The 25930-nt window shown below is 72.7% G+C and carries 23 protein-coding genes; 1 reads left to right on the top strand and 22 read right to left on the bottom strand.

Going from position 1 to position 25930, the window contains the following annotated elements; translation table 11 throughout:
• Nucleotides 1-460: 460 nt before the first annotated feature.
• The 13 genes from ABD976_RS06720 to ABD976_RS06780 form a co-directional block, all read right to left on the bottom strand.
• Nucleotides 461-3013: an ATP-dependent Clp protease ATP-binding subunit gene (locus ABD976_RS06720; protein ID WP_345358908.1), complete on the bottom strand. Its 2553-nt coding sequence runs from the start codon at nt 3011-3013 to the stop codon at nt 461-463.
• Between the two features lie 242 nt (nt 3014-3255).
• A complete protein-coding gene (locus ABD976_RS06725) occupies nt 3256-4092 on the bottom strand; it encodes an ABC transporter ATP-binding protein (protein ID WP_345358911.1) in 837 nt (278 codons plus the stop codon).
• Complete coding sequence (locus tag ABD976_RS06730) at nt 4089-5168, bottom strand: FecCD family ABC transporter permease (protein WP_345358914.1); 1080 nt, start codon at nt 5166-5168, stop codon at nt 4089-4091. The genes ABD976_RS06725 and ABD976_RS06730 overlap by 4 nt, the downstream gene beginning before the upstream one ends.
• The gene (locus ABD976_RS06735; RefSeq protein ID WP_345358917.1) at nt 5165-6232 is read right to left on the bottom strand and encodes a FecCD family ABC transporter permease; all 1068 of its coding nucleotides are present in this window, start codon (nt 6230-6232) and stop codon (nt 5165-5167) included. The genes ABD976_RS06730 and ABD976_RS06735 overlap by 4 nt, the downstream gene beginning before the upstream one ends.
• Before the next feature lie 192 nt (nt 6233-6424).
• The gene (locus ABD976_RS06740) at nt 6425-6784 is read right to left on the bottom strand and encodes a histone-like nucleoid-structuring protein Lsr2 (protein WP_345358920.1); all 360 of its coding nucleotides are present in this window, start codon (nt 6782-6784) and stop codon (nt 6425-6427) included.
• 183 nt (nt 6785-6967) lie between these two features.
• Complete coding sequence (lysS, locus tag ABD976_RS06745; RefSeq protein ID WP_345358923.1) at nt 6968-8479, bottom strand: lysine--tRNA ligase; 1512 nt, start codon at nt 8477-8479, stop codon at nt 6968-6970.
• A 310-nt stretch (nt 8480-8789) separates the two neighbouring features.
• Nucleotides 8790-9569: a type III pantothenate kinase gene (locus tag ABD976_RS06750; protein WP_345358926.1), complete on the bottom strand. Its 780-nt coding sequence runs from the start codon at nt 9567-9569 to the stop codon at nt 8790-8792.
• A 10-nt stretch (nt 9570-9579) separates the two neighbouring features.
• Nucleotides 9580-10035 (bottom strand): aspartate 1-decarboxylase, encoded by a 456-nt coding sequence (gene panD, locus ABD976_RS06755; RefSeq protein ID WP_345358929.1) that lies wholly within the window; start codon nt 10033-10035, stop codon nt 9580-9582.
• Nucleotides 10036-10159: 124 nt separating this feature from the next.
• A complete protein-coding gene (panC, locus tag ABD976_RS06760) occupies nt 10160-11065 on the bottom strand; it encodes a pantoate--beta-alanine ligase (RefSeq protein ID WP_345358932.1) in 906 nt (301 codons plus the stop codon).
• The gene (locus ABD976_RS06765) at nt 11062-11952 is read right to left on the bottom strand and encodes a Rossmann-like and DUF2520 domain-containing protein (RefSeq protein ID WP_345358935.1); all 891 of its coding nucleotides are present in this window, start codon (nt 11950-11952) and stop codon (nt 11062-11064) included. Before ABD976_RS06765 ends, panC begins: the two co-directional genes overlap by 4 nt.
• A gap of 123 nt (nt 11953-12075) precedes the next feature.
• Nucleotides 12076-13317: a PrsW family intramembrane metalloprotease gene (locus ABD976_RS06770; protein WP_345358938.1), complete on the bottom strand. Its 1242-nt coding sequence runs from the start codon at nt 13315-13317 to the stop codon at nt 12076-12078.
• Between the two features lie 57 nt (nt 13318-13374).
• Nucleotides 13375-14295, bottom strand: a complete 921-nt coding sequence (locus tag ABD976_RS06775) for a DUF6779 domain-containing protein (protein WP_345358941.1) — start codon at nt 14293-14295, stop codon at nt 13375-13377.
• 97 nt (nt 14296-14392) lie between these two features.
• Nucleotides 14393-14878: a DUF3180 domain-containing protein gene (locus ABD976_RS06780; RefSeq protein WP_345358944.1), complete on the bottom strand. Its 486-nt coding sequence runs from the start codon at nt 14876-14878 to the stop codon at nt 14393-14395.
• A gap of 103 nt (nt 14879-14981) precedes the next feature.
• Between ABD976_RS06780 and ABD976_RS06785 the strand changes: the two genes are divergently transcribed.
• Complete coding sequence (locus ABD976_RS06785) at nt 14982-15929, top strand: MerR family transcriptional regulator (protein ID WP_345358946.1); 948 nt, start codon at nt 14982-14984, stop codon at nt 15927-15929.
• Nucleotides 15930-16164: 235 nt separating this feature from the next.
• Here ABD976_RS06785 and folK read toward each other — a convergent pair whose 3' ends face one another.
• From folK to dacB, 9 genes are all read right to left on the bottom strand, one after another.
• A complete protein-coding gene (gene folK, locus ABD976_RS06790; protein WP_345358948.1) occupies nt 16165-16659 on the bottom strand; it encodes a 2-amino-4-hydroxy-6-hydroxymethyldihydropteridine diphosphokinase in 495 nt (164 codons plus the stop codon).
• A gap of 10 nt (nt 16660-16669) precedes the next feature.
• The gene (gene folB, locus ABD976_RS06795) at nt 16670-17059 is read right to left on the bottom strand and encodes a dihydroneopterin aldolase (protein ID WP_345358950.1); all 390 of its coding nucleotides are present in this window, start codon (nt 17057-17059) and stop codon (nt 16670-16672) included.
• Between the two features lies 1 nt (nt 17060).
• Nucleotides 17061-17903: a dihydropteroate synthase gene (gene folP / locus ABD976_RS06800; RefSeq protein WP_345358952.1), complete on the bottom strand. Its 843-nt coding sequence runs from the start codon at nt 17901-17903 to the stop codon at nt 17061-17063.
• Nucleotides 17903-18577, bottom strand: a complete 675-nt coding sequence (gene folE / locus ABD976_RS06805; RefSeq protein ID WP_345358955.1) for a GTP cyclohydrolase I FolE — start codon at nt 18575-18577, stop codon at nt 17903-17905. Before folE ends, folP begins: the two co-directional genes overlap by 1 nt.
• 61 nt (nt 18578-18638) lie before the next feature.
• Entirely contained in the window at nt 18639-21209 is a 2571-nt protein-coding gene (gene ftsH, locus ABD976_RS06810; protein ID WP_345358958.1) for an ATP-dependent zinc metalloprotease FtsH, read from the bottom strand.
• Between the two features lie 545 nt (nt 21210-21754).
• Nucleotides 21755-22312, bottom strand: coding sequence for a hypoxanthine phosphoribosyltransferase (hpt, locus tag ABD976_RS06815; protein WP_345358961.1), 558 nt, complete (start codon nt 22310-22312; stop codon nt 21755-21757).
• A 43-nt stretch (nt 22313-22355) separates the two neighbouring features.
• The gene (gene tilS / locus ABD976_RS06820; protein WP_345358964.1) at nt 22356-23330 is read right to left on the bottom strand and encodes a tRNA lysidine(34) synthetase TilS; all 975 of its coding nucleotides are present in this window, start codon (nt 23328-23330) and stop codon (nt 22356-22358) included.
• Between the two features lie 43 nt (nt 23331-23373).
• Entirely contained in the window at nt 23374-24486 is a 1113-nt protein-coding gene (locus tag ABD976_RS06825) for a zinc-dependent metalloprotease (protein ID WP_345358967.1), read from the bottom strand.
• A 40-nt stretch (nt 24487-24526) separates the two neighbouring features.
• Nucleotides 24527-25930, bottom strand: a 1404-nt coding sequence (gene dacB / locus ABD976_RS06830; protein WP_345358970.1) for a D-alanyl-D-alanine carboxypeptidase/D-alanyl-D-alanine endopeptidase, incomplete at its 5' end; no start/stop codon positions are given.

A 25930-nucleotide genomic window follows, 5' to 3' on the forward strand; every position in this document is an offset into this window, starting at 1 on the left:
ACCACCGGTCGGAACCCCGGAACGCAACGCACGCCCAACCACGCGAGCGGCGAGAGCCGCTTCCGCGCAACGCACGCGCCACCAGCAACCCCCGTCAGGCAAGCGGCGAAGCCGCTTCCAGCCCACTCACGCGCCGAACAGAACCACCGTCAGGCAAGCGGCGAAGCCGCTTCCGCTTTGCCCCACCCTCGCAGCTTGCACCGCCGCGGGTTCTCAGCGGTCTTCTCGCGAGGACAGCCGCGACGCTGTGTACGCGCTTGTACATGAGGAGCGGCTCCCGGAGCGAGAAGGCCGCTGAGGTTCCGCCACCCGCACCGCCAAGCAACGGGACCACAACACCTTCAACCGCGAGAAGGCAGCTGAGGTTCCGCCACCCGCACCGCGCGCCAAAACGACCACCACACCAACCACAAGCGGCCCCCGCATCGGTTGGATGCGGGGGCCGCTCGTGGTGTCCGGGTCACTCCGAGTCGGAGGAGCCCTTCGACTGGTCCTCACCGGAACCGGCGGACATGCTCACCGGCGGGGTGTCCGGGATCAGCGAAGGCTGCTGCTCGCCGCGGAACGTGAAGGTCGCCTGGTCGTCGGGGCCTTCGCCGTCCCAGCCCTCGACGTCGACGATCACGATCTGACCGGCCTCGACCTCGCCGAACAGGATCTTCTCCGACAGCTTGTCCTCGATCTCGCGCTGGATCGTGCGGCGCAGCGGCCGGGCGCCCAGCACCGGGTCGAACCCGCGCTTGGCAAGGAGCTTCTTGGCCGTGGAGGTGAGCTCCATGGACATGTCCTTGGTCTTGAGCGCCTTCTCCACGCGGCCCGCCAGCAGGTCGACCATCTCGATGATCTGGTCCTGCGTGAGCTGGTGAAACACGATCACGTCGTCGATGCGGTTGAGGAACTCCGGCCGGAAGTGCTTCTTCATCTCCTCGTTGACCTTGCTCTTCATCCGCTCGTAGCCCGAGTCGGCGCCCGAGCCGGAGGAGAAGCCGAGGCCCACGGCCTTGGAGATGTCCCCGGTGCCGAGGTTCGAGGTGAAGATCAGCACGGTGTTCTTGAAGTCCACCGTCCGGCCCTGGCCGTCGGTCAGGCGGCCGTCCTCCAACACCTGCAGCAGCGTGTTGTAGATCTCCTGGTGCGCCTTCTCGATCTCGTCGAACAGCACCACCGAGAACGGCTTGCGGCGCACCTTCTCGGTGAGCTGGCCGCCCTCCTCGTACCCGACGTAGCCGGGGGGAGCACCGAACAACCGCGACGCGGTGTAGCGGTCGTGGAACTCGCCCATGTCGATCTGGATCAGCGCGTCGTCGTCGCCGAACAGGAACTCCGCCAGCGCCTTGGACAGCTCGGTCTTCCCGACGCCCGACGGCCCGGCGAAGATGAACGACCCGGACGGGCGCCGCGGGTCCTTCAGCCCGGCGCGGGTGCGGCGGATCGCCTGGGACACGGCCTTGACCGCGTCCTCCTGCCCGATGATCCGCTTGTGCAGCTCGTCCTCCATGCGGAGCAGCCGGGTGGTCTCCTCCTCGGTGAGCTTGAACACCGGGATCCCGGTCCAGTTCGCCAGCACCTCGGCGATCTGTTCGTCGTCGACCTCCGCGACGACGTCCAGGTCACCGGCCTTCCACTGCTTCTCGCGCTCCTCCTTCTGGCCGAGGAGCTGCTTCTCCTCGTCCCGCAGGCGCGCGGCCCGCTCGAAGTCCTGCGCGTCGATCGCCGATTCCTTCTCCCGGCGCACGTCGGCGATCTTCTCGTCGAACTCGCGCAGGTCCGGCGGCGCGGTCATCCGGCGGATCCGCATCCGCGCGCCCGCCTCGTCGATCAGGTCGATCGCCTTGTCCGGCAGGTAGCGGTCGTTGATGTAGCGGTCGGCCAGGCTGGCCGCCGACACCAGCGCCCCATCGGTGATGGAGACCCGGTGGTGCGCCTCGTAGCGGTCCCGCAGACCCTTCAGGATCTCGACGGTGTGCTCCAGCGAGGGCTCGCCCACCTGGATCGGCTGGAACCGGCGCTCCAGGGCCGGGTCCTTCTCCACGTACTTGCGGTACTCCTCCAGCGTGGTGGCGCCGATGGTCTGCAGCTCACCGCGCGCCAGCATCGGCTTGAGGATGCTCGCCGCGTCGATCGCGCCCTCGGCGGCACCCGCACCGACGAGCGTGTGGATCTCGTCGATGAACAGGATGATGTCGCCGCGGGTCTTGATCTCCTTGAGCACCTTCTTCAGGCGCTCCTCGAAATCACCGCGGTACCGGGAACCGGCGACCAGCGACCCGAGGTCGAGGGTGTAGAGCTGCTTGTCCTTCAGGGTCTCGGGCACCTCGCCCTTGACCACCTTGGACGCCAGCCCCTCGACCACCGCGGTCTTGCCGACACCGGCCTCGCCGATGAGCACCGGGTTGTTCTTCGTCCGCCGCGAGAGGACCTGCATGATCCGCTCGATTTCCTTCTCGCGACCGATCACCGGGTCGAGCTTGCCCTCCCGGGCGCTCTGCGTGAGGTTCCGGCCGAACTGGTCCAGCACCAGCGAGGACGACGGCGTGCCCTCGCCGCGGCCACCGGCCTCGGCCGGCTCCTTGCCCTGGTACCCGGACAGGAGCTGCAGCACCTGCTGCCGGACCCGGTTCAGGTCCGCGCCCAGCTTCACCAGCACCTGCGCCGCGACGCCCTCACCCTCCCGGATCAGGCCCAGCAGGATGTGCTCGGTGCCGATGTAGTTGTGCCCGAGCTGCAGCGCCTCCCGCAGCGACAGCTCCAGCACCTTCTTGGCCCGCGGGGTGAACGGGATGTGTCCGCTGGGGGCCTGCTGCCCCTGGCCGATGATCTCCTCGACCTGCTGGCGCACGCCCTCCAGCGCGATCCCCAGCGACTCCAGCGCCTTGGCGGCGACACCCTCACCCTCGTGGATCAAGCCCAGGAGAATGTGCTCGGTGCCGATGTAGTTGTGGTTGAGCATCCGGGCCTCTTCCTGGGCCAGGACAACCACCCGCCTCGCGCGGTCGGTGAACCTCTCGAACATTCGCACTCCTGACTGCTGCGCCGGCGGTCCTATGGCCGGGACACGGCTCGCCTGCAGCCGATGCCCGCGACGGGTTCAGCACTCTGGGGACCACTGTAGTAGCCCCGCCCGGTCGCGGTCCGTGCCCGCTTGCGGCCTGCTGCTCTCATTCTTCTACGACACTCCGGACAACGGCCCGCTGGCCTGCGGGATTCCGGTGGTCGCCCGATCCAGTGGGCTTGTCCGCTGTCCGCGAACACCCCCTAGCGGGCCCCCCGGCGACCGCCGACCGGCACCACCATCGGGGTTCCCGCGACCGGATCGGGAACCACCCGCGCATCGAGGTCGAACACCTCGCTGAGCAGGGATTCGGTCAGCACCTCCGCGGGTTCGCCCTCGGCCACCACGGCGCCGTCCTTCATCGCGACGAGCCGGTCGGCGTAGCGGGCGGCCAGGTTCAGGTCGTGCAGCACCATCACCACCGTCCGCCCGCCCCGGTCGTGCAGGTCCCCGACCAGCTCCAGCACGTCCACCTGGTGGGACAGGTCGAGGTAGGTGGTCGGCTCGTCCAGCAGCAGCAGGTCGGTGCCCTGGGCCAGGGCCATCGACAGCCACGCCCGCTGCCGCTGCCCGCCGGAGAGCTCGTCGAGCCCGCGGTCGGCCAGGTCCTCGATGCCGGTCAGCGCCAGCGCCTCGGCCACCACCGCCTCGTCGTCGGAGGACCACTGCCGGTACCAGGACTGGTGCGGGTGCCTGCCGCGGGCGACCAGGTCGGCGACCGTGAGGCCCTCCGGGGCGACCGGCGACTGCGGCAGCAGCCCGAGGACCCGCGCCACCTCCTTCGTCGGCATCTTGTGGATCTGCTTGCCGTCCAGCAGCACGTGCCCGCGCCGGGGCGGCAGCAACCGGCCCAGCGCCCGCAGCAGGGTGGACTTGCCGCAGCCGTTGGGGCCGATGACCGCCGTGATGGTGCCGTCGGCGACGTCGAAGTCCAGCCCGTCGACGATCACCCGCTCGCCGTAGGCCAGGCGCAGGTCGCGGGCGTGCAGCTGGTGCCCGGTGCGGGCCGGGGCCTCGCGGTCGCTGGTGGACGCGGTCATGCGCGGACCTCCCGGTGCCGGCGGATGAGCAGGTAGATGAGGTACGGGGCGCCGAGGATGGCGGTGACGATGCCCACCGGCATCTCCAGGTCGCCGAACGCGGTGCGGGACAGCACGTCGGCGCCGACGACCAGCGCCGCGCCCAGCACCAGCGAGGTGATCAGCGGGGGCCGGGCGCTGCCGGACAGCCGCAGCGCGATCTGCGGCACCGCCAGCGCGACGAACTGGATCGGGCCCGCCGCCGCGGTGGCCACCGAGGCCAGCAGCACCGCCGACAGCAGCAGGGCGCTGCGGGCGAGCTGCACCCGCACGCCCAGCACCCGCACCGTGTCCTCGTCGAACTGCAGCGCCCCGAGCACGTGCGCCCCGATCAGCGCCACCGGCACCAGCAGCGCCAGCGCCACCGCCACCGGGGTCACGTGCTCCCAGCCGCGCGCGTTGAGGCTGCCGGTGAGCCACACCATCGCCCGGCCCGCGTCGTTGACGTCGCCGACGGTGAGCAGCCAGTAGCTCGCGTTGCCCGCCAGCGCGCTGAGCCCGATGCCCACCAGCACCATCCGGTAGGAGTCGACCCCGCGCCGGTAGGCCAGCAGGTAGACGGCCAGGCCGGTGCCCAGCCCGCCGAGCAGCGCCACCAGCGGCAGCCCGTAGGCGGCCAGCGCGCCGGTCAGCACGCCCGACGTGCCGCCGAACACGATCATCGCGACGGCCGCCGCGCCCGCGCCCGCGGTGATGCCCAGCATGTCCGGGCTGGCCAGCGGGTTGCGGGCGAGCGCCTGGGTGAGCGCCCCGGCCAGGCCGAGGGCGCCGCCGACCAGCAGCGCGGTCAGCGAGCGGGGCAGCCGCAGCTCCCAGATCACGACGGTCTGGCCGCGGTCCCCGCCGCCGAACAGCGTGGCGAGCACCTCGGTCGGGGTGATCTGGTACTCGCCCATGCCGACGTTGAGCACGAACAGCGCCAGCAGCGCCAGCGCGGAGCCGAGCAGCGCGACCAGCGGGCGGATCCGGAGGACGCCCGAGAACGGCCCGGCCCGCAGCGGGGCCCGGCCGGCGACGCGCGGCGGGGTCTGGATCACAACCGCACCAACTTCCTCCGACGGACCAGGGCGATGAAGAACGGGGCGCCGACCACCGCCAGCATCACGCCCACCTGCACCTCGCCGGGCCGGGCGACCAGCCGGCCCGCGATGTCGGCGACCAGCACCAGCGAGGCGCCGAGGAGCCCGGCGAACGGCAGCAGCCAGCGGTAGTCCGCGCCGGTGAAGAACCGGGCCACGTGCGGCACGATCAACCCGACGAAGGCGATCGGCCCGCACACCGCGGTCGCCCCGCCGACCAGCACCGCGATGGCCGCGATGCCCGCGCGGCGGGCCCAGGCGACCCGGTGGCCGAGGGAGCGGGCCACGTCGTCGCCCAGCGACAGCGCGTTCAGGCTCGACGCGTTGGCCAGGCCGAGCACCAGCCCGGCGATCAGGAACGGCAGCACCTGCAGGATCACGCCGGTGTCGGTGACCGCGATCGAGCCGACCTTCCAGAACCGGTAGGTGTCCAGGGACTGCTGGTCGGACAGCACCAGCGCCGAGGTGATCGCCTGGAGGAGCTGGCTGATCGCCATCCCGGCCAGCGCCAGCGTCACCGGCGTCGGTCCGCCGCGCCCCATCGAGCCGATCGCGAACACCGCGAGCGCGCCCAGCAGCGCACCGGCGAAGCCGAACCAGATGAAGCCGTACAGGGTGGTGATGCCGAAGGTGTAGACCGACAGCACCACCGCCACGGCGGCGCCCTGGGTGATGCCGAGGATGCCCGGGTCGGCGATCGGGTTGCGGGTGTGGCCCTGCATCAGGGCTCCCGCCACGCCGAGGGAGGCCCCGGCGAGCACCCCGAGGACGGTGCGCGGGAACCGCAGCTCGCGGATGATCAGGTCGTTCTCGGTGCCCCCGGGGGCGAACAGCGCGCTCCACACCTCGGCCACCGGGATCGTCTTGGCGCCCAGCGCCACGCTGAGCACCGCGCTGACCACCAGCACGGCCAGCAGCACGAGCAGTCCGGTGAGGCGGCGGGCGCGGCGCTGCCGCAGCCGGTCGCCGGAGGCGGGACGCGCGTCAGGACCGGGGCGGTCGACGGTCACGCTGCGGCTCACGTCCCACTCCCTCACTGATCGAGTGTCCCCCGGGCGGGGGCCTACTTAGGTTAGGACCACCTAATCACGACGACCAGACTGGCTCCCGATGTCCGTGGTCACAACCTCTGGGGGAGGCACCGCGGACGTGCGGGAGGCGGACATGCCGAAGGGCGTCCCGGGAATCCCCGGAACGCCCTTCCGCGTGAACTGTCAGTTCGCCTTGTGGTACTGCTCGACGATGTCGGCCGGGATCCGGCCGCGGTCGGAGACCTTGAGCCCGCGCTTGCGCGCCCATTCCCGAATGGCCTGGTTCTGCTCGCGGTCCGCGCTGGTGGAACTGCCGCTGGAAGCAGAACGGCCGCCGGACGTGGGGCGCGGTCCCGGCTTCTTGCGCCCGCCGGAACGGCGCGCGCTGGAGACGTAACCGGCCAGCGCGTCGCGCAGCTCTGAGGCGTTGTCCGCCGAAAGGTCGATCTGGTAGGCGACCCCGTCCAAACCGAACTCGACGGTTTCGTCGGCCTGGCCGCCGTCCAGATCGTCGACGAGGGTCACCGTCACCTTCTGCGCCATCGTGGAAGTCCTCCCCGGAGTTTTTTGTGCAATACCGGGACAGCAACCACTCCCGGGAACACCGCATCCCTGCGAGTACGCCAATTGCCGTCACCGTGCGAATCTCAGGGTCAGGTTAGCGCAGCAACTCCCACAACGCACTCATCCGAGGGAGAGAAACCAGTGCGGTGTTCCCTGATCGGGTCATTCCGGGCGGACCAGCGGGAACAGGATCGTCTCCCGGATACCGAGGCCGGTCAACGCCATCAACAACCGGTCGATACCCATTCCCACGCCACCGCTCGGCGGCATTCCGTACTCGAGCGCGCGCAGAAAGTCCTCGTCGACCGGCATCGCCTCGGCATCACCGGCCGCGGCCAGCGCGGCCTGCTCCTCCAGGCGCTCCCGCTCCACCACCGGGTCGACCAGTTCCGAGTACCCCGTGGCGAGCTCGAAACCACGCACGTAGAGATCCCATTTCTCGGCCATCCCGGGACGGCTGCGGTGCTGCCGGGTGAGCGGCGAGGTCTCCAGCGGGAAGTCGCGGACGAACGTCGGCGCGGACAAATGATCGCCGACGAGCTGCTCCCACAGCTCCTCGATGAGCTTTCCGTGGCCCAGCGCCGGATCGGTCGGCAATCCGCGGGACTCGGCGTGCTCGCGCAACGTGGTCGCCGGTGTTTCCGGAGTGATCTCGGATTCCAGCGCCTCGGACAACGAGTCGTACATCGAGACCGACGCCCACTCGCCCGACAAGTCGTACCGGGTTCCGTCGAACCACGTCACCACCTGGGAGCCCGCGACCTTCTCGGCGGCCTCCTGGATCAGCTCCCGGGTGAGCACCGCCATGTCGTTGTAATCCGCGTAGGCCTGGTAGAACTCCAGCATCGCGAACTCCGGCGAGTGGGAAGAATCACTGCCCTCGTTGCGGAAGTTCCGGTTGATCTCGAATACCTTCTCGATCCCGCCCACGACGCACCGCTTCAGATACAACTCCGGCGCGATCCGCAGGAACAGGTCGATGTCGAAGGCGTTGGAATGCGTGACGAACGGACGAGCGGCGGCGCCGCCTTGCAGCGTTTGCAGCATCGGGGTCTCCACCTCGACGAAACCGCGCCGCTCGAAGGACGACCGCAGCGACCGCTGCACCGCCGCGCGGGTCCGCACCGTCTCGGCGGCCTGCTCGCGGACGATGAGGTCGACGTAGCGCTGCCGGACCCGGCTCTCCTCGCCGAGCTCCTTGTGCATCACCGGCAGCGGGCGCAGCGATTTCGCCGCGAGCCGCCACTCGTCGGCCATCACCGACAGCTCGCCGCGCCGGGAGGTGATCACCTCGCCGTGCACGAACACGTGGTCGCCGAGGTCGACGTCGGTCTTCCAGGCCGCCAGCGCCTCGTCGCCGACCTGGTTCTTGCTGATCATCGCCTGCAGCTCGGTGCCGTTGCCGGACCGCAGCGTGGCGAAGCAGAGCTTGCCGGTGTTGCGCAGGAACATCACCCGACCGGCGACGCCGACGTGCTCACCGGTGGCGGTGTCGGGCGCCAGGTCGGGGTGCGCCGCGCGGACCTGCGCGAGCTCGTGCGTGATGGGCAGCGCCACCGGGTAGGGGTCCACCCCGCCCGCCAGCAGGCGCGCCCGCTTCTCCCGCCGCACCCTGAGCTGTTCGGGCAGGTCATCGGCACTGTCAACGGGGTTCGGCTGGTCCTGGTCAGTCACGGCACCACAGACTACGTTCAGCGTCCCGGGGCGCTGTCACCAGGCAGCCTTTCGGCGGTACCCCACACCCCGCCCAAGCGGCGAAGCCGAGGCTCCGCACCGCCAGAACACGAGCCAACCACCGTCAGGCAAGCGGCGGAAGCCGCTTCCGCAGTACCCCACGCACGGCACCGGCACCGCCGCGGGTTCTCAGCGGCCTTCTCGCGAGGACGCCCTGATGCCGTGTATTGGCATACATCAAGAAGGGCGCCCGGAGCGAGAAGGCCGCTGAGGTTCCGCCACCCGCACCGCCCCGCAAAAAGACCACACTTCAACCCATGTTCCGGTCGAAGACGAGCTTGAGTCCTTGCAGCGTCAGGTCCGGCACGTGGTGGTCGATCGTCTCCGACTCGGCCAGGACCAGCGGCGCGAGGCCGCCGGTGGCCAGCACCGCCGTCGGGCCGGGGCGGCTCGCCCCCAGCTCCTCGACGATCCGCCGGACCAGCCCGTCGACCTGCCCGGCGAACCCGTAGAGGATGCCGGACTGGAGGCATTCCACGGTGTTCTTGCCGATCACCGACCGGGGCGCGGCCAGCTCCACCTTGCGGAGCTGGGCGGCGCGCGCGGCCAGCGCGTCCAGCGAGATCTCGATGCCGGGGGCGAACACGCCGCCGAGGAACTCGCCGCGCGCCGAGATCACGTCGATGTTGGTGGAGGTGCCGAAGTCCACCACCACGCAGTTGGTGGCGTGCAGGTGGTGCGCGGCCAGGGTGTTGATCACCCGGTCGGCGCCCACCTCCTTCGGGTTGTCCACCAGCAGCGGGACCCCGGTGCGCACCCCCGGCTCCACCACCACGCGCGGCAGGTCGTCCCAGTCGCGTTCGAGCATCACCCGCAGCTCCCGCAGCAGCGCGGGCACCGTGGACAGCGCCGCGATGCCGGTGATCCGCTCCGCGTAGCCGCCGATCAGGCCGCGCATGGTCAGCGACAGCTCGTCGGCGGTCATCCGCGGTTCGGTCCGCATCCGCCAGTCCCGGACCAGCTCGTCGCCCGCCGGGTCGTAGACGCCCACCGTGATGTTGGTGTTGCCGATGTCGATGGCGAGCAGCACCGCGGGTCCCCTAGTTCTCGGGCTGCTGGAGCAGCGCGTCGAGCTTGGCGGCGTCGTCGGTCTCGGCGCCGCTGACCAGGCCGGATCCCTCGGGGGCGGCGGCCGGGTCGGTGCCGCGCTCGACGATCCGGTTGTCCGCGTCGACGAACAGCACCTTCGGCCGCACCGAGCGCGCCTCCAGCTCGTCCAGCACCCCGTAGGACATCAGGATGACCAGGTCGCCGGGGCTGATCAGGTGCGCGGCGGCGCCGTTGATCCCGATCACCCCGGACCCGCGGGCACCGGTGATCGCGTAGGTCTCCAGCCGGGCGCCGTTGGTGATGTCGACGATCGCCACCTGCTCGCCTTCGAGCAGGTCGGCGGCGTCCATCAGGTCGGCGTCGATGGTCACCGAACCGACGTAGTGCAGGTCGGCCTGGGTCACCGTGGCCCGGTGGATCTTGGACTTCAGCATCGTGCGGAACATCGCGGACCTCCCTGCGCGCACGTGGGGCCTTCGGACACCGCGGCGGCGCCGCGACGTGGTCGCCGGGTCGGCCCGGGGGCATTGTGGCCCACCGGTCCCGGCACCCGGCCGCGGACCCGGACGGTCACGACGGAACGCCCGGATCGCCGAGCAGCACCAGCGCGTTGTCGATCAGCCGGGTGCCGCCCACGGCGGCGGCGACGAGCAGCCGCGCCTCGCCCTCGGCGGGGACGGGCCCCAGCTCCGGATCGCGCAGCTCCAGGTAGTCGACCTCGACGAGCGGTTCGGTGGCCAGCACCTCGCGCGCGGCGGACAGCACCGCGTCGGGACCGGCCGGGGCCGCGTGCGCCCCGGCGGTCAGCGCCGCCGACAGCACCAGCGCCGCCTCCCGCTGCTCGGCGGTGAGGTAGGCGTTGCGGGACGACAGCGCGAGGCCGTCGGGTTCCCGGATCGTCGGCACGCCCTGGACCGCCGCGTCCAGGTGCAGCTCGCGCACCATCCGCCGGACCAGCACCAGCTGCTGGTAGTCCTTCTCGCCGAACAGCGCCAGGTTGGGCCGGACGATGGTGAGCAGCTTCAGCACCACGGTCAGCATCCCGTCGAAGTGCCCCGGCCGGGACGCCCCTTCGAGCTGGTCGCCCAAGTCGGCGACCCGGACGGTGATCTGCGGGTCGTCCCCGTGCATCGCCCGCACCGACGGGGCCAGCACCAGGCCGACGCCCTCGGCGCGGCAGGCGTCCAGGTCGGCGTCCGGGGTGCGCGGGTAGCGCTCGAAGTCCTCGGCCGGGCCGAACTGCAGCGGGTTGACGAAGATCGACACGACCACCACGGTGTTCGGGTCGCGGCGGGCGCGGCGGATCAGCTCGCGGTGCCCGCGGTGCAGCGCGCCCATCGTCGGCACCAGCACCACGGTGCGCCCCGCGGCGCGCAGCGCGCGGGTGACCACCGCCAGCTCGGCGGGCTCGTGGTGCACGGTCAGCTCGCCCGGGGTGTAGCCGGGGCCCGCCCCGGCGAGTTCGGCGGCGGTCATCGCTCCTCCAGGGCGTCGCGCACCTCGGCGGCGGCGTCGGCGCGCAGCAGCCCGGCCCGCTCGGCGCGCGCGGCGGTGCGCCGGGCCAGCGCGCGGTAGCCGGGCAGCGCCTCCGGATCGGTCCCGTCCAGCGCGGCGAGGTGGTCGCGGACGGTGCCAGCGTCCCCGCGCACCACCGGACCGGTGATCGCGCGGTCGCCCATCCGCAGCGCGTTGTCCAGGGACGCGGACAGGATTGGGGCCATCACCCGGTCGGCGGGCTCGATCCCGGCCGCGCGCAGCAGCGCCGCGCAGTCGTTGACCAGCGTGATCAGGTGGTTCGCGCCGTGGGTGAGGGCTGCGTGGTACAGCGCGCGAGCCTCCTCCGGCACCCGCACCGGCTCCATGCCCAGCTCCAGCGCCAGCGCCTCGGCCACGGCCCACCCCGCGTCGTCGGCGGCGGTGACCGCGGTGCACGCGGTGGCCAGCCGCTCGACGTCCTCGGCGCGACCGGTGAAGGTCATCGCCGGGTGCAGCGCCAGCGGCAGCACCCCGACCTCGGCGGCGGGGGCCAGCACCGCCACGCCGTGCGCACCCGAGGTGTGCACCAGCATCTGGCCCTGGCGCAGCGATCCGGTGGCCACCAGGCCCCGGACCAGCCCGGCGATCGCGTCGTCGGGCACCGCCAGCAGCACCAGGTCGGCCTGCGCGGCGACCTCGTCCGGCGGCAGCACCGCCGCTCCCGGCAGCAGCTCCTCGGCGCGGCGCACCGAGGCGTCGGACACCGCCGCCGCGGCGTCGACCTGATGACCCGCGCGGCGCAGTGCCGCGCCCAGCACGGCGCCCACCCGGCCGGCGGACACGACGCCCACCCGCAGCCGGGGACCCCGTCGCCCAGCAGAAACCACGTCGTCCTCCCTACCGTTCCAGTCCACTCCGGGTACCGGACAGCAGCGCGAGACTAGCCGGTCGACGCCGGTCCGACGCCGCGAGGTGGCGAGCGCCACGACCGGTCCCGGCGCGGCGGGGCGTCACTGCCGCCGGACCGGGCGCTTGATGTTGGCCCTGGTCAGCTCGTCGATCTTGATCCGCGCGGTGCGGATGGCGTGCTGGTTGCCGGTGGCCGAGCGGCGGGCGTGCTTGAGGTCGGCGATCAGCTTCTCCCGCCGGGCGCGGCGGGCGGCGCTGGTGGTGCGGCCCTGGGCGGCGCGGTGCTGGAGGAACGCCAGCTCGGTCACCGCGATCTGGTAGTCGCGCACCGCCTTGGCGGCCTCGGCGCCCGCGCCCCGGCGCACCTTGCGCAGCCAGCCGCGGCGACCCGCCAGGCTGGCCAGCATCTCCACCTCGCTGCGCACGATGAGCCCCGCCCGCTGGAGCACCGGGAGCTGCTCGGCGACGATCCGCTGCTCGCGCTTGCGCTGCCACATCACCAGCCAACCGGTGCCGAAGAAGATCGGGACCATGATGAGGAAGTACATGTTGAGGAACTCGGTGCCGCCGAGCAGCGTGGAGGCGTTCCACACCGCGTGCAGCACCACCGCGGCCAGGTAGCCCAGCACCGGGTACAGCACCCGCATCCGCTTGTCCTCGGTGCGCGAGGCCAGCCCGATGCCGATGCCGATCATCGCGCTGAACAGCGGGTGCGAGAACGGCGCCAGCACCCCGCGGAGGATGAACACGGCGACGACCCCGCCGCTGACCCCGCCGAGGCCGCCCTCGGCGAAGGCCTTGCCGAAGTACAGGATGTTCTCGATGAAGGCGAACCCGGCGGCGGTCAGCGCGGCGTAGACGATGCCGTCGACCAGCCCGTTGAACTCCGAGCGGCGGCGGAACCACAGCGCGACGACGAACAGCGCCTTGGCGGCCTCCTCGACCACCGGCGCCATGACGGCCATCTGGAAGAAGCGGTGGTCGGTCGGTCCGAGCAGGAGGTCGCCGAGGTTGGTGACGGCGTCGTTGAGCAGCAGGGCGCTGGCCGTGGCCCCGCCCGCACCCCACAGGAACGCGCCGACCAGCAGCATCGGCGGCTCCGGCTCCCAGCGGTCGATCCACACGATCGCGGCGAAGACGACGGCGACCGGCAGCAGCGCGGCCACCGCCCCGACGGAAGCGGCCAGCCCGCCGACCCGCGAGGTGGTGACTCCCAGCATCACCAGCCCGCACATGCCGAGCACGATGAGTCCGGCGATCGGCCAGCCGACGGCGAGGTGCTTCCGGGTCTGGAGCCGCCGAGCACCGGAGAGGTCGGCGGCCTGAAGATCAGGAGAGGTCACGGGAGGAACCCTAGAGATCCCGCCGGGCGAACGCCGCCCGGGTGAGCGCGATCCACCTCACCCGCGACGGCGACGTCGCCTCTTCGTCTCCGTCCCGTAAGCCGCCAGCAACTCGTTCACCGAGGTGCCCTCGGCGTGCGCGCCCGCCGGGTCGTCCTCCGGGGCGGGGGCGGCCTGGTCCGGCGCGACCGCGCCGGGTGCGGGCGGCTTCGGCGGCGCGGCGTTCTGGGGCGCGGGATTCGGTGGCGACGCGGGGTTGGGCGGTGCTGGGTTCTGGGGCGCTGGGTTCTGGGGCGCTGGGTTCGGCGGCGTGGCGGCCGGACGGGGCCGGTTCGCCGCGGGCGGCTTCGCCGGGTGCTCGTACTGGCTGCGGTCCGGCCGCCGCTGCGGCGCCGACGGCGGCTCCTCGAACCGGCCCGACACCCGCTGCACCAGGTCCGTGCCGCCCGACCCGGACGTGGCGGGTGACCCCGGCAGCTCCCGCGATTCCCCCGGCGGCACGAACTCCGCGCCCTCCTGCAACGACCGCACCCGGGTGGACTCGGCGCGCAGCGCGACCCGTTCGAACAGCACGTCACCGCCGAGCACCTGCTCCAGCGACGCCCGCAGCCGCTGCAACTCCGACTGCAAGGCGCGCAGCTCGCCCTCGGACTCCTCGGCGGCCTTGCGGCGGGCCTCCGCCTCGGCCTCGGCCTCGAACTCCTGGCGGGCGGCGATCTCCCGCTCCAGCTCCAGCTCGTAGATCCGCTGCCGCTCGGCAGCCTCCCGCTCCTTCTCCACGACCCGGCTGCGCAGCTTGGCGACCGCGAACGCGGCCAGCAGCGCCGACCACAGCGCGGCGACCAGACCCAACCGCAGCAGGCGCGCGTCGTCGCTGAGCACCAGGACGGCGGTGGCGGCGGCCGCGAGCAGCAACGCCGCGGTCCACAACGCGCCGGAACGCCTGGGGGCGGAGTCGGAACCGCCGGAGTCGGACATGCCGTCCACGGTACCGGGCGGTTATGGGTTCGAGACCCGAAGGGAACTGCGGACCGCCGGTGATCCGCGAGGTGCCGGTGGGCGCTGGGCGGACCGCCTACTCGCGGTCGTCGGGCTCGTCCGGCTCGTCGGGGTTGCGCAGGCAGTGCTCCAGCCACAGCCCGGCGCCCACCAGCGCCGCCGCGCTGATCAGGCCGACCACCGACGCCAGCGCGTCGGTCCGGGCGACGTCCACGGTCCCCCAGCGCTGCGAGAGGTAGGCCAGCAGGCCGATCCAGATCCCGCCCATCAGGGCCCCGGCCAGCGAGGACGCCTTGGCCAGCGCCACCGCTCGGGCGGCGGTGATCCGGTCGACCGGCTCGACGCCCTCCTTGCGGCGGATGCGCGGGCGCATCACGATCGCCAGCACGAGGTCGATCACCGCGACCACCAGCAGCGTCGCCCCCACCGGCAGCGGCAGCGGCGGCAGGCTCCCGTAGAACAGCTGCGTGCCCAGGAAGCTCACCAGCGCTCCGACCAGCGCGACCGTGAGGAGCTGGCGGGGCTGGGTGAAGGTCATGCGCTCGTCCTGCCGTGGTGCCACCCCACCAGGATGGCACCTCCGGACCCGCCGTTGAACTCGCCTCGCGACGACGTCGAGGTTCGGACTTGAGCCTCCACCGAGGGGAGGGCCGAAGGTGGCTCCCGTGGACGACGGAACGCGCTACACGATCGGCGAGCTCGCCCGGCGCACCGGGCTGAGCGTCAAGACCATCCGGTTCTACGCCGACCGCGGCATCGTGCCGCCCACCGACCGCACGCCCGCGGGCTACCGGCTCTACGACGTCTCGGCGATCCGGCGGCTGGAACTGGTCCGCACCCTGCGCGAACTCGGCGCCGGGCTGGCGGAGGTGCGGCGGGTGCTGGGCAGCGAGACCAGCATGGCCGGGCTCGCGCGCACCCACCTGGACCTGCTCGACGAGCAGCTCCGGGTGGTGCAGACCCGGCGAGCGGTGCTGCGGGCCGTCGTCAAGCTGAACCGATCGACGGAGGAAGTGAAGCTCATGCACAAGCTCGCGCGGATGTCCGACGAGGAGCGCGACCGGCTCATCGACGAGTTCTGGAACGAGGTGATCGCCGGGCTCGACATCAACCCCGAGTTCGACGCCTGGCTGCGCTCGGCCCGGCCCGCCCTGCCCGCCGACCCGACCGCGGAGCAGGTCGAGGCCTGGATCGAGCTGGCCGAGCTCGTCGAGGACCCCGGTTTCCGGCAGGCCACCCGGGCGCTCTACCAGGAGCACGCCGACCGCCGGGCGGCCGGCGAGTCGATGGCGCCGCAGGACCCGGAACGCGCCCAGCGGTCCTGGGCGATCACCGACGCGGCTCGGGAGGCCGAGCAGGCGGGCGAGGACCCGGCGGGCGAGCGGGGCCGCGACCTCGCCGACCGCCTCGCCCGGCACACCGCCGAGGACCACGGCGTCGCCGACACCCCGGAGCACCGCCGGGAGCTCGCCGACGCCTTCGAGCAGCGCACCGACGAGCGCACGTCCCGGTTCTGGGAACTGCTGGCCACCATCAACGGCTGGCCCCAGCACCCCACCACCGAGGCTGCGACCCGCTGGCTCGCAGCAGCACTCCGAGCCACCCTGCCCTGACCGGGGAACCACCTGGCCTGACCGGAACCACCGGGCCTGACCGGAACCGCCCGATCGTGATCCGAGTGAGGGGCACCCTGTACCTCATGACGTGGTACAGGGTGCCCCTCACTCAGTTCGCCCTCACCCGTTCGTGAGATGAGTGAGGGGCACCCTTGTCCAAGTAACTGGGGCAAGGGTGCCCCTCACCTGGGAAAGGATCGCTCGGATGGGTGGCGTGGGTGCCCGTTCCGGGTCAGCTGAGGGGGAGGTCGTCCCGGCGGGTGACGCCTGCCTTCTCGGACTCCGGGAGGGCTCGGAGCAGGTCGCGGACCGGGCCCCGGCCCGGCAGGTCGGCGTCCGGGTCGGCTTGCAGCCACGGGATGAGGACCGTCGCCCGGGTCGGCGTGCCCGGGTGCGGCAGCAGCAGGTCCGGGTGGTCGCTGCGGACGTCGTCGACGGTCACCACGTCGACGTCGAGGGTGCGGGGGCCCCAGTGCCGTTCCCGGACGCGTTCGGCCCGCCGCTCCAGCTCCTGGCCCCGGCGCAGCCACGCCCACTCGTCGCAGCGGTCGGACTCCACCACGATGATCGCGTTGAGGAAGTCGGGCTGGTCGGTGACGCCCCAGGCCGCCGTCTCGTACACCGACGAGACGGCCACCAGCTCGTCGGCGAAGCCCGCCACCGCCAACCGCAGGTGGGCCAGCCGGTCCCCGAGGTTGGACCCCAGGGACAGCACCGCTCGGCTCATCGCCGCCCCCTCAGGCCGGGACCACGCCGCCGCGACCCCCGCGCCGCGACCGGCGCATGGTGACCGCCACGTCGGCGAAGGCCAGCGGGATCGGCGCCGTCGGCTTGTGCAGGGTGACCTCGGTGGCGTACACCCGGTCGTCGGTCATGACGTCGTCGGCGATCTCCCCGGCGACGGTCTCGATCAGGTCCCGCGACGGCCCGCCGACGATCGCCGCCGCGCGTTCGGCCAGCTCGCCGTAGTGCAGCGTCCGGGCCAGCTCGTCGGTCGCCGCGGCCTCGGCGAGGTCCAGCCACACCGTGATGTCGACCAGGAACTCGTGGCCGTCGCGCTTCTCCTCGTCGAAGACCCCGTGGTGCCCGCGGACCCGCAGGCCGGTGAGGGTGATCCGGTCCGCCACCTCAGCTCTCCCCTCCGGTCCGCCACGCCCGGGTCACCGCGACCGCGTCGAGCGACGCCCGCACGTCGTGCACCCGCACGCCCCACGCCCCGCGGTCGGCGGACAGCGCCGAGACCACGGCGGTCGCCGTCTCGCGGCCCGACGGGGGCCGCGGCTTCCCGTCGGCGTCGGCCAGCAGCCGCCCGAGGAACCGCTTGCGGGAGGCGCCGACCAGGACCGGGAAGCCGGTGCCGGTGAACACCTCCAGCCGGTTGAGCAGCTCCCAGTCGTGCGCCGCGGTCTTGGCGAAGCCGAGACCCGGGTCGAGCACGATGGCCTCCTCCCGCACCCCGGCGGCCAGCGCGGCCTCGACCTGGCCGAGCAGCTCGTCGCGCACCTCGGCGACCACGTCGCGGTAGGTGGCCAGCGAGCCCATGTCCTTGCTGTGGCCGCGCCAGTGCATCAGCACCCACGGCATCCCGGTGTCGGCGGCGACGTGCACCATCTCCGGGTCGGCCAGCCCGCCGGAGACGTCGTTGATGACCACGCCGCCGACCTCGGCCGCCGCGGCGGCGACCTTCGCGCGGGTGGTGTCCACGCTGACCGGCACCCCGGCGGCGAGCAGCTCCCGCACCACCGGGACGACCCGCTCGGTCTCGGTCGCCGCGTCCACCCGCTCCGAGCCGGGCCGGGTGGACTCGCCGCCGACGTCGATGATGTCGGCACCGGCCCGGAACATCTCCACGCCGTGCGCGACGGCGGCGTCCCGGTCCAGGTAGCGCCCGCCATCGGAGAACGAGTCGGGTGTCACGTTGAGCACGCCCATCACGGCGCAGCGCTGCGGGTTCGGCAGCAGTTCGTGCATCACTTGCCCCTGATCAGTGCGAGGGCCTCGGCCCGGGAGGACGCGGAGCTGCGGAACACGCCGCGGACCGCGGACGTCGTCGTGGTGGCCCCGGCCTTGCGGATGCCGCGCATCCCCATGCACAGGTGCTCCGCCTCGACGACCACGATGACCCCGCGCGGGTCGAGCCGCCGGACCAGCGCGTCGGCCACCTGCGAGGTCATCCGCTCCTGCACCTGGGGGCGCCGGGCGTAGAGGTCGACGAGCCGGGCGAGCTTGGACAGCCCGGTCACCCGGCCCTGCTCGTTCGGGATGTAGCCGACGTGGGCGTGCCCGTGGAACGGCAGCAGGTGGTGCTCGCAGCTGGAGTAGATCGGGATGTCGCGCACCAGGACCAGTTCCTCGTGCGCCTCGTCGAAGGTCCGGTCCAGGACCTCGTCCGGGTTGGCGTAGAGCCCGGCGAACAGCTCGCGGTACGAGCGCGCGACGCGCGCCGGGGTGTCCCGCAGGCCGTCGCGGTCCGGGTCCTCACCGGTGGCGATCAGCAGCTCGCGGATCGCCGCCTCGGCGCGGGCCTGGTCGAAGGTGGCCGGGTGGTCGAAGGTGGCCGGGTCGTCGGAAGTGGCCGGATGCGAAGCGGGCCGGTCGTCGCGGGAGTCGTCCCCCGCGCCGACCGGCCCGTTGGTGCTGGACAATCGTTCGTTCCTCCACCGGCTGAGGCCCCCGCCCGGGTGGGCGGGGACCCCGACACCGGAGTCAGCGGTTCGTGGTGCCGTTGCCGTTGTCCGGCGGCCGCTCCGAGCCGCCCTCGGCCCCGGACTCCTTGCCGGTGTCGCCACCGGTCGTCGGCTCCGACCCGCCCGTGCCGTTCTGCTCGCCGGTCGGCGGCTGCTGCTGCCCGCGCTCCCAGGACGGCACCCAGTCGTACTGGTTGCCCTGGGCGGGCTGCTGCGGGCCGCCCTGCTGCTGGGGCTGGTACTGCCCGCCCTGCGGGTTGTAGTACTGGCCCTGCTGCTGCGGCGCCGGGTAGCCCGGACCGCCCGGCGAGGTCGCCGGGGTCCAGCCGGGCGGCGCCCCGTAGTTCGGCGGCACCGCGTGCGGGACCTGCCCGTACTGGGCCTGCGGGTTCTGGAACTGCACCGTGCCCTGGTAGGCGCCCGCCGGGGTCGGCTGCCCCTGCTGCGGGGGCTGTCCCTGGGGCTGCTGCCCCTGCGGCTGGCCCTGCGGCTGCTGCCCCTGCGGCTGGCCCTGCGGCTGCTGCCCCTGGGGCTGGCCCTGGGGCGGCTGGCCCTGGGGCTGCTGCTGCGGGTCGCCCTGCTGGGCACCGGCGGTGCCGTTGCCCTGGGGGCCGCCGATCGGGGTCGGCGTCGGAGTCGGCTGCTCCTCGACCGGGGGCCACGGCTCACCGCGCTCCTTGGCGAGCTCGCCGCGGGTCTTGATCGGCGGCTTCTCCGACGGCGTGCGGCCACCGAAGTCGTTGAACGCGGTGATCCGGGGGCGCTTCTCCACGTCGGCGAAGATGCGCTCCAGGTCCTTGCGGTTCAGCGTCTCCTTGTCCATCAGCTCCAGGACGAGGTCGTCGAGGATGTCGCGGTAGGTGTTGAGGATCTCCCACGCCTCGGTGTGCGCGGCCTCGATGAGCCGGCGCACCTCCTCGTCGATCTCGTGCGCGACCTCCAGCGAGTAGTTCGGCTGCTGGCCGGCGGTGCGGCCCAGGAACGGGTCGCCCTCCTCCTTGCCGTACTTGACCGCGCCGAGCCGGGCGGTCATGCCGTACTCGGTGACCATCGCGCGGGCGATCTTCGTCGCCTGCTCGATGTCGCTGGAAGCACCCGTGGTCGGCTCGTGGAACACCAGCTCCTCGGCCGAGCGACCGCCCAGCGCGAACACCAGCCGGCCGATCATCTCCGAGCGGGTCATCATGTCCTTGTCGTCCTCGGGGACGACCAGGGCGTGCCCGCCGGTGCGACCGCGCGGCAGGATCGTGAGCTTGTACACCGGCTCCAGGTCGGGCATCGCCCACGCGGCCAGCGCGTGCCCGCCCTCGTGGTAGGCGGTGATCTTCTTGTCCCGCTCCGAGATGATCTTGCTCTTGCGGCGCGGGCCGCCGATCACGCGGTCGACCGCCTCCTCCAGCGCGGGACCCGTGATGAGCTGGCCGTTCTCCCGCGCGGTGAGCAGCGCGGCCTCGTTGACCACGTTCTCCAGGTCGGCGCCGGAGAAGCCCACGGTGCGCTTGGCCAGGCCCTCCAGGTCGGCGTCCTGCGCCAGCGGCTTGCCCTTGGAGTGCACCCCGAGGATGGCGCGGCGACCGCGCATGTCCGGCGCCGAGACCGGGATCTGCCGGTCGAAGCGGCCCGGGCGCAGCAGCGCCGGGTCCAGGATGTCGGGCCGGTTGGTGGCGGCGATCAGGATGATGCCGCCGCGCGAGTCGAAGCCGTCCATCTCGACGAGGAGCTGGTTGAGGGTCTGCTCCCGCTCGTCGTGGCCGCCGCCGAGCCCGGCGCCGCGCTGGCGCCCCACCGCGTCGATCTCGTCGACGAAGATGATGCACGGCGCGTTCTGCTTGGCCTGCTCGAACAGATCGCGCACGCGGGAGGCGCCGACGCCGACGAACATCTCGACGAAGTCGGAACCGGAGATGGAGTAGAACGGCACGGCGGCCTCACCGGCGACCGCCCTGGCCAGCAGGGTCTTGCCGGTGCCCGGCGGGCCGTAGAGCAGCACGCCCTTCGGGATCTTGGCGCCGAGCGCCTGGTACCGGCCGGGGTTCTGCAGGAAGTCCTTGATCTCGTGGAGTTCCTCGACGGCCTCGTCGGCACCCGCGACGTCGGTGAACAACGTCTGCGGCATGTCCTTGGTGAGCTGCTTGGCCTTGGACTTGCCGAAGTTCATCACCCGGTTGCCGCCGCCCTGGACGTTGTTCATCATCCACATGAGCAGCAGCACCAGGATGCCGATCGGCACCAGGTACAGCAGCAGGGTCATCCAGATCGAGTCCTGGGTGACCTTGGTGTTCCACTGCGGGACGTCGGCGCTGCGGATCTCGTCGACGATCTGGTTGGTGGCTCCGGCGGGGTACTGCGCGATCAGCAGGGAACTGTCGGCGAAGGACTGACCTTCCTTCAGGGTCAGCCGAACCCGTTGCTCCTTGTCCTCGATGGTCGCGTCGGCCACCTTGCCCTGCGCGATCTGCTCCAGCGCGTCCGACGTCGAGACCTCGCGGTAGGCGCGGGTCTCGTCGAACAGCACGCTGAAGGCGTAGATCAGCAGGAACGCTGCAAGGATCCACAGCAGCGGGTTGCGGAGCAGGCGCTTTCGGTCCATTCACTTGCGGCCGGCGGGCGGCCTCGACCCTCCCTGACTGTCACTTCGGGCGACGGCGTGCTCGGCTTGACGAGGGTCGTCATGGCCGTCAACCCCTTCAGACCAGCGTACCGGCCCGTGCGTCGGCACGACCATGCCGAGCGTTACGCGGAACACCGAGCGTACTCCCGCAGCGGTCACCGACCTGGACGCAGGGGCGGAATCCGGACACGCTCCGCCGAGGGCGAACACGCCGCCACCACCCCACCCGATGTGCCCGACCCCACCGGACCGGCCCCCATCAGCACCGCGCAAGCCCCGTCCACACCCGCTCGCCACCTGGGTGAGGGCGCAAACGGAACCACCGTCAGGCAAGCGGCGGGAGCCGCTTCCGCACTGCCCCACCCTCGCAGCTTGCACCGCAGCGGGTTCTCAGCGGCCTTCTCGCGAGGACAGCCGCGACGCTGTGTACGGGTGGGTACATGAGGAGCGGCTCCCGGAGCGAGAAGGCCGCTGAGGTTCCGCCACCCGCACCGCGCGCCAAAAAGACCACGGACACCGACTGATCAGACCCCAGACGTGTAGACCTTGGGGTCTAGGGTGCCTATGTAGGGCAGGTCCCGGTACCGCTCGGCGTAGTCCAGCCCGTACCCGACGACGAACTCGTTCGGGATGTCGAAGCCCACGTACTTCACCGGCACGTCGACCTGCACGGCGTCCGGCTTGCGCAGCAGCGTGCAGACCTCCAGCGAGGCCGGGCCCCGCGACTGGAGGTTCTTGAGCAGCCAGGACAGGGTGAGCCCGGAGTCGATGATGTCCTCGACGATGAGCACGTGCCGGCCGGCGATGTCGCGGTCGAGGTCCTTGAGGATGCGCACCACGCCCGACGAGGAGGTCGACGAGCCGTAGGAGCTCACCGCCATGAATTCGAGCTGCGCCGGCTGGTCCAGCGCCCGGGCGAAGTCGGTCATGAACATGACCGCGCCCTTGAGCACGCCGACCAGCACCAGGTCGCTGCCCCGGTCGGTCCCGTAGTCCGCACCGACCTGGTCGGCCAGCTCGCGGATCTTGTCGTTGATCTGCTGCTCGCTGATGAGCACCGATGCGATGTCGCCGTCGTACACGGCCCGGCTTCCCCTCTTCCCGACTCGACTCGTCCGCGGATGTTCAGCCATTCGCCACCCCGCGTTGCGCCGCTGTGAGCAGCAGCCTGCCACGTGTCCGGCGCAGCACAAAGTCGCCGGGCAGCGCCGGGCCGCCCTGCCCGGTCCAGTCGGCCACGAGGGCATCGGCCGCGCGGAGCTGGGCGTCGGTGATCTGCGGAACACCTCGCGCGCGCAGCCAGCTCCGCAGCACCCGCCTGCGCAGCGCCCCGGGGTGCCCGGCCAGCGCCGCCGCGTCCAGTTCCGGACCCGCCGCGACCAGCGGCAGGAGCTCCTCGGCGAGCCCGTCGAGCGCGTCGACGTCCTCCCGGAGCTGCCGGGCGGTGCGGGCCAGCGCGGGCGCCACCCCGCCTTGGAGCACCTCCTCCAGCAGCGGCAGCACCGCTGTGCGCAACCGCACACGGGTGAACCGCTCGTCGGCGTTGTGCGGATCGCGCCACGGGACGAGGCCCTGCGCCGCGCAGGCCGCCTCGGTGGTGGCCCGGCGCACGTCCAGCAGCGGACGTCCCCACGGCGGGTCGAGCGGGCGCATCCCGGCGATCGACCGGGGTCCGGAGCCCCGGCCGAGCCCGAGCAGCACCGTCTCCGCCTGGTCGTCGAGGGTGTGCCCGAGCAGCACCAGCCCGCCGGGTCGCGCGGCGTCCAGCGCCGCGTACCGGGCCCGGCGCGCGGCGGCCTCGGTCCCGCCGGGACCGGTCACCTCGACGTCGAGCACCCGGACCTCGGCGCAGCCCAGCTCGCGGAGCTGCTCGGCGGCCCGCGCCGCCACCTCGGCCGACCCCGGTTGCAGGCCGTGGTCCACCACCAGCCCGTGCACGTCGATGCCGCGCCTGGTCGCGACGTGCGCGGTCGCCGCGGCCAGCGCCAGCGAATCGGCGCCACCCGAGCAGGCCACCGCCACCGGACCGGTTCGGTGGGAGCTGTCCAGCAGGGCGCGCACGGCGACGCGCGTCGCGCTGACGGCGGGGTGGGGCGGCACCCGCCCATTCTCGCCGCCGCCGACGCCCCGACGCGGGCGCGGGTCAGCCGTGGACGCGGCGCAGCCAGGCGGCGGGATCGGTGATCTCGGCGCGGGTCGGCAGGTGCTCCGGCGAGGCCCAGACCGCGTTGAAGCCGGCCATGCCGACGGCGCCCACCACGTGTTCGGTGAACGCCGCGCCCTGGGCGTACTGGCGGATCTTGGCGTCCACCCCGAGCAGGCTGCGCAGCACCCGGTCCACCGGGCCGCCGCCGTTGCGGCGCTGGGTGAACCGCGCGCGGATGGTGGTCACGCTGGGCACCACCCGGGGCCCCACGGCGTCCATCACGTGATCGGCGTGGCCTTCCAGCAGCGTGGACAGGGCCAGGATGCGGTCCAGCACCTCGCGCTGCTCCGGGCCCTGCAGCAGCTCGACGACGCCGAGCACGCCCGGGCTGGCGTCGGCCGGGCGGCCGGACCGCACCTCGCGCAGCGCCGCGGGCAACCGCCCCAGCACCTCGGCCGCGCCGCCCTCCATCGCGCCGAGCAGCTCGCCGAGGTTGCGGGCGAAGTGCTCGCGCAGCCACGGGACCGCGTTGAACTGGAGCCGGTGGGTGGACTCGTGCAGGCAGACCCACATCGAGAAGTCCTCGGCGGGCACGCCGAGACCGCGCTGCGCGGCGACGATGTTGGGCGCGACCAGCAGCAGCCGACCGCGCTGGCCGGGCACCGGGGCCGCGCCGTAGGGGTCGAACTGGCCGAGCACCTTGCTGCCCAGGTAGGCCAGCACCACCCCGGCCTGCACGCCCGCGCCGCGGGCGCTGAGCCCGCCGAAGAAGTCCCCCGCCGGGCTCCGCTCACCGCCGTCCACGGCGGCCATGGCGTCCTCGGTGAGCAGGTCCAGGCCCTCGGCGGCGCCGCGCAGCCAGTCCCGCCGGTCGACCACGTCGCCCTCGGCGATGGGCAGGTCCTGGCCCAGCCCGGTCACCTCGCGGACGTGCGTCTCCGCCTCGACGCTGAACCGGCGCAGGCCGCGCACCGCGCGCTCGGCCTCCGCGCGCGGCACCTCCGGACCTGGCTTGATCAGCCGGGAAGCCGTCGCGACGGCGACGTCCCAGTTCAGCGGGGCGGGAGCGGCGGCGTCCCGGCGGGGCGCCGCGGTGGGTCCGGCGTTCACAGCTCCGACGGTACCCGTGATCGGCGCGGCCGGACGGATGTCAGCCGCAGCCGCAGCCGCGCAGGGCGTCCACCACGTCGTCGAGCGCTGGGCGGGCCTCCACCGGGCTGGTGCCGTTGGACATCAGCGCGAACACCAGCAACCGGCCGTCCTCGGTGAGCACCGAGCCCGCCAGGCTGTTCACCCCGCTGAGCGTGCCGGTCTTGGCCCGGGCCCAGCCCTGGCCGGGGGTGCCCTGGAAGCGGTCGTCGAGGCTGCCCCAGCCACCGGCCACCGGGATCCCGGGCAGCAGCGCGCGCAGCTTCGCGGCGCGCTCCGGCAGCCCGCCCTCGGGCGTGGCGGGGGCGTTGGCCGCCGCCAGCACCGAGCCGAGGACCTTCGGGGTCGCCCGGTCCGCCGTCGACAGCCCGCTGCCGTCGGCCAGCCGCACCCCGGTCAGGTCGAAGCCGTGGCGGGTCAGCACCTCCCGCACCGCCGCGGTGCCGCCCGCGAACGAGGGCGGGTGCCCGGTGGCGATGGCGAGCTCGCGGATCAGCGTTTCGGCGAGCAGGTTGTCCGAGTGCCGGAGCACCGTCTCGACCTGCTCCCGCACCGTCGCCGACTTGACCTCGCCGAGCACCTGGGCGTTCGGCGGTGCGGTCCCGGCCGAGACCGACGAGGCGCCGAGCTCGGCGGCCAGCGCCTTGCCCGCCTCCAGCGCGGGGTCCGGCGGGCGCGGGCTGTAGTTCACCTTCGGGTCGGCCCGGCCGCCGTCCAGCATCACCGGCTGCACCGGGGCGACGTACCCGCCCGGGATGTCCTCGGGCAGCCAGCCCTCGGCCAGCAGCGGACCGGAGTAGCGGCTGGTGTCGACCCGCACCGAGGTCACCGGACCTCCGGTGGCGGCCCGCACCTGGGCGAGCAGGTCGTCGAACTTCGGCGCGTCCGGGTAGAACGACTCCTCGCCCGCCGGCAGCGCGGACAGCGTCACGTCACCGCCGCCGACCAGCACCACGCTGCCCGGCTCGGCACCGCGCACGACCTTGGTGCTGAACCGCTTGTCGTGGTCCAGCCCGAGCAGCACGGCGCTCATCGACAGGACCTTGCCCGTCGAGGCGGGCACCAGCGAGGTGCCCGCGTCGCGCTGCCACACCGGCTCGCCGGTGCTGGCGTCGAACACGATCCCGGCGAACTGGCCGAGCGCCGGGTTGGTCAGCGGTTCGGCGAGCGCCGCGTCGATCCCGGCCGTGCTCGGCGCCGACGACCCGCCGAGCGCGGTGATCTCCGGTTCCAGCCGGACCGGCGCGGGCGGTTCGGCGATCTGCGTGCTGCGCATCCACCCCGGCACGAGGATCGCGCCGAGGACGAGCAGCACCACGGCGACCGCGGCCACCGCGATCAGCGGCCTGCGCCGCCGGGCCGCTGGGCGCGCCTCGGGCGGCGGTTCCGGCGCGGGCGGCCCCGG

This window comes from Saccharopolyspora cebuensis (genome assembly GCF_039542665.1).
GTDB lineage: Bacteria > Actinomycetota > Actinomycetes > Mycobacteriales > Pseudonocardiaceae > Saccharopolyspora > Saccharopolyspora cebuensis.

Coding starts and splice junctions, on each gene's coding strand:
- ABD976_RS06775 (WP_345358941.1), bottom strand. CDS start 14,295: ATGTCCGACTCCGGCGGTTCCGACTCCGCCCCCAGGCGTTCCGGCGCG.
- folK (WP_345358948.1), bottom strand. CDS start 16,659: ATGAGCCGAGCGGTGCTGTCCCTGGGGTCCAACCTCGGGGACCGGCTG.
- ftsH (WP_345358958.1), bottom strand. CDS start 21,209: ATGGACCGAAAGCGCCTGCTCCGCAACCCGCTGCTGTGGATCCTTGCA.
- panD (WP_345358929.1), bottom strand. CDS start 10,035: ATGTTCCGCACGATGCTGAAGTCCAAGATCCACCGGGCCACGGTGACC.
- ABD976_RS06740 (WP_345358920.1), bottom strand. CDS start 6,784: ATGGCGCAGAAGGTGACGGTGACCCTCGTCGACGATCTGGACGGCGGC.
- ABD976_RS06725 (WP_345358911.1), bottom strand. CDS start 4,092: ATGACCGCGTCCACCAGCGACCGCGAGGCCCCGGCCCGCACCGGGCAC.
- folP (WP_345358952.1), bottom strand. CDS start 17,903: ATGCACGAACTGCTGCCGAACCCGCAGCGCTGCGCCGTGATGGGCGTG.
- panC (WP_345358932.1), bottom strand. CDS start 11,065: ATGACCGCCGCCGAACTCGCCGGGGCGGGCCCCGGCTACACCCCGGGC.
- ABD976_RS06720 (WP_345358908.1), bottom strand. CDS start 3,013: ATGTTCGAGAGGTTCACCGACCGCGCGAGGCGGGTGGTTGTCCTGGCC.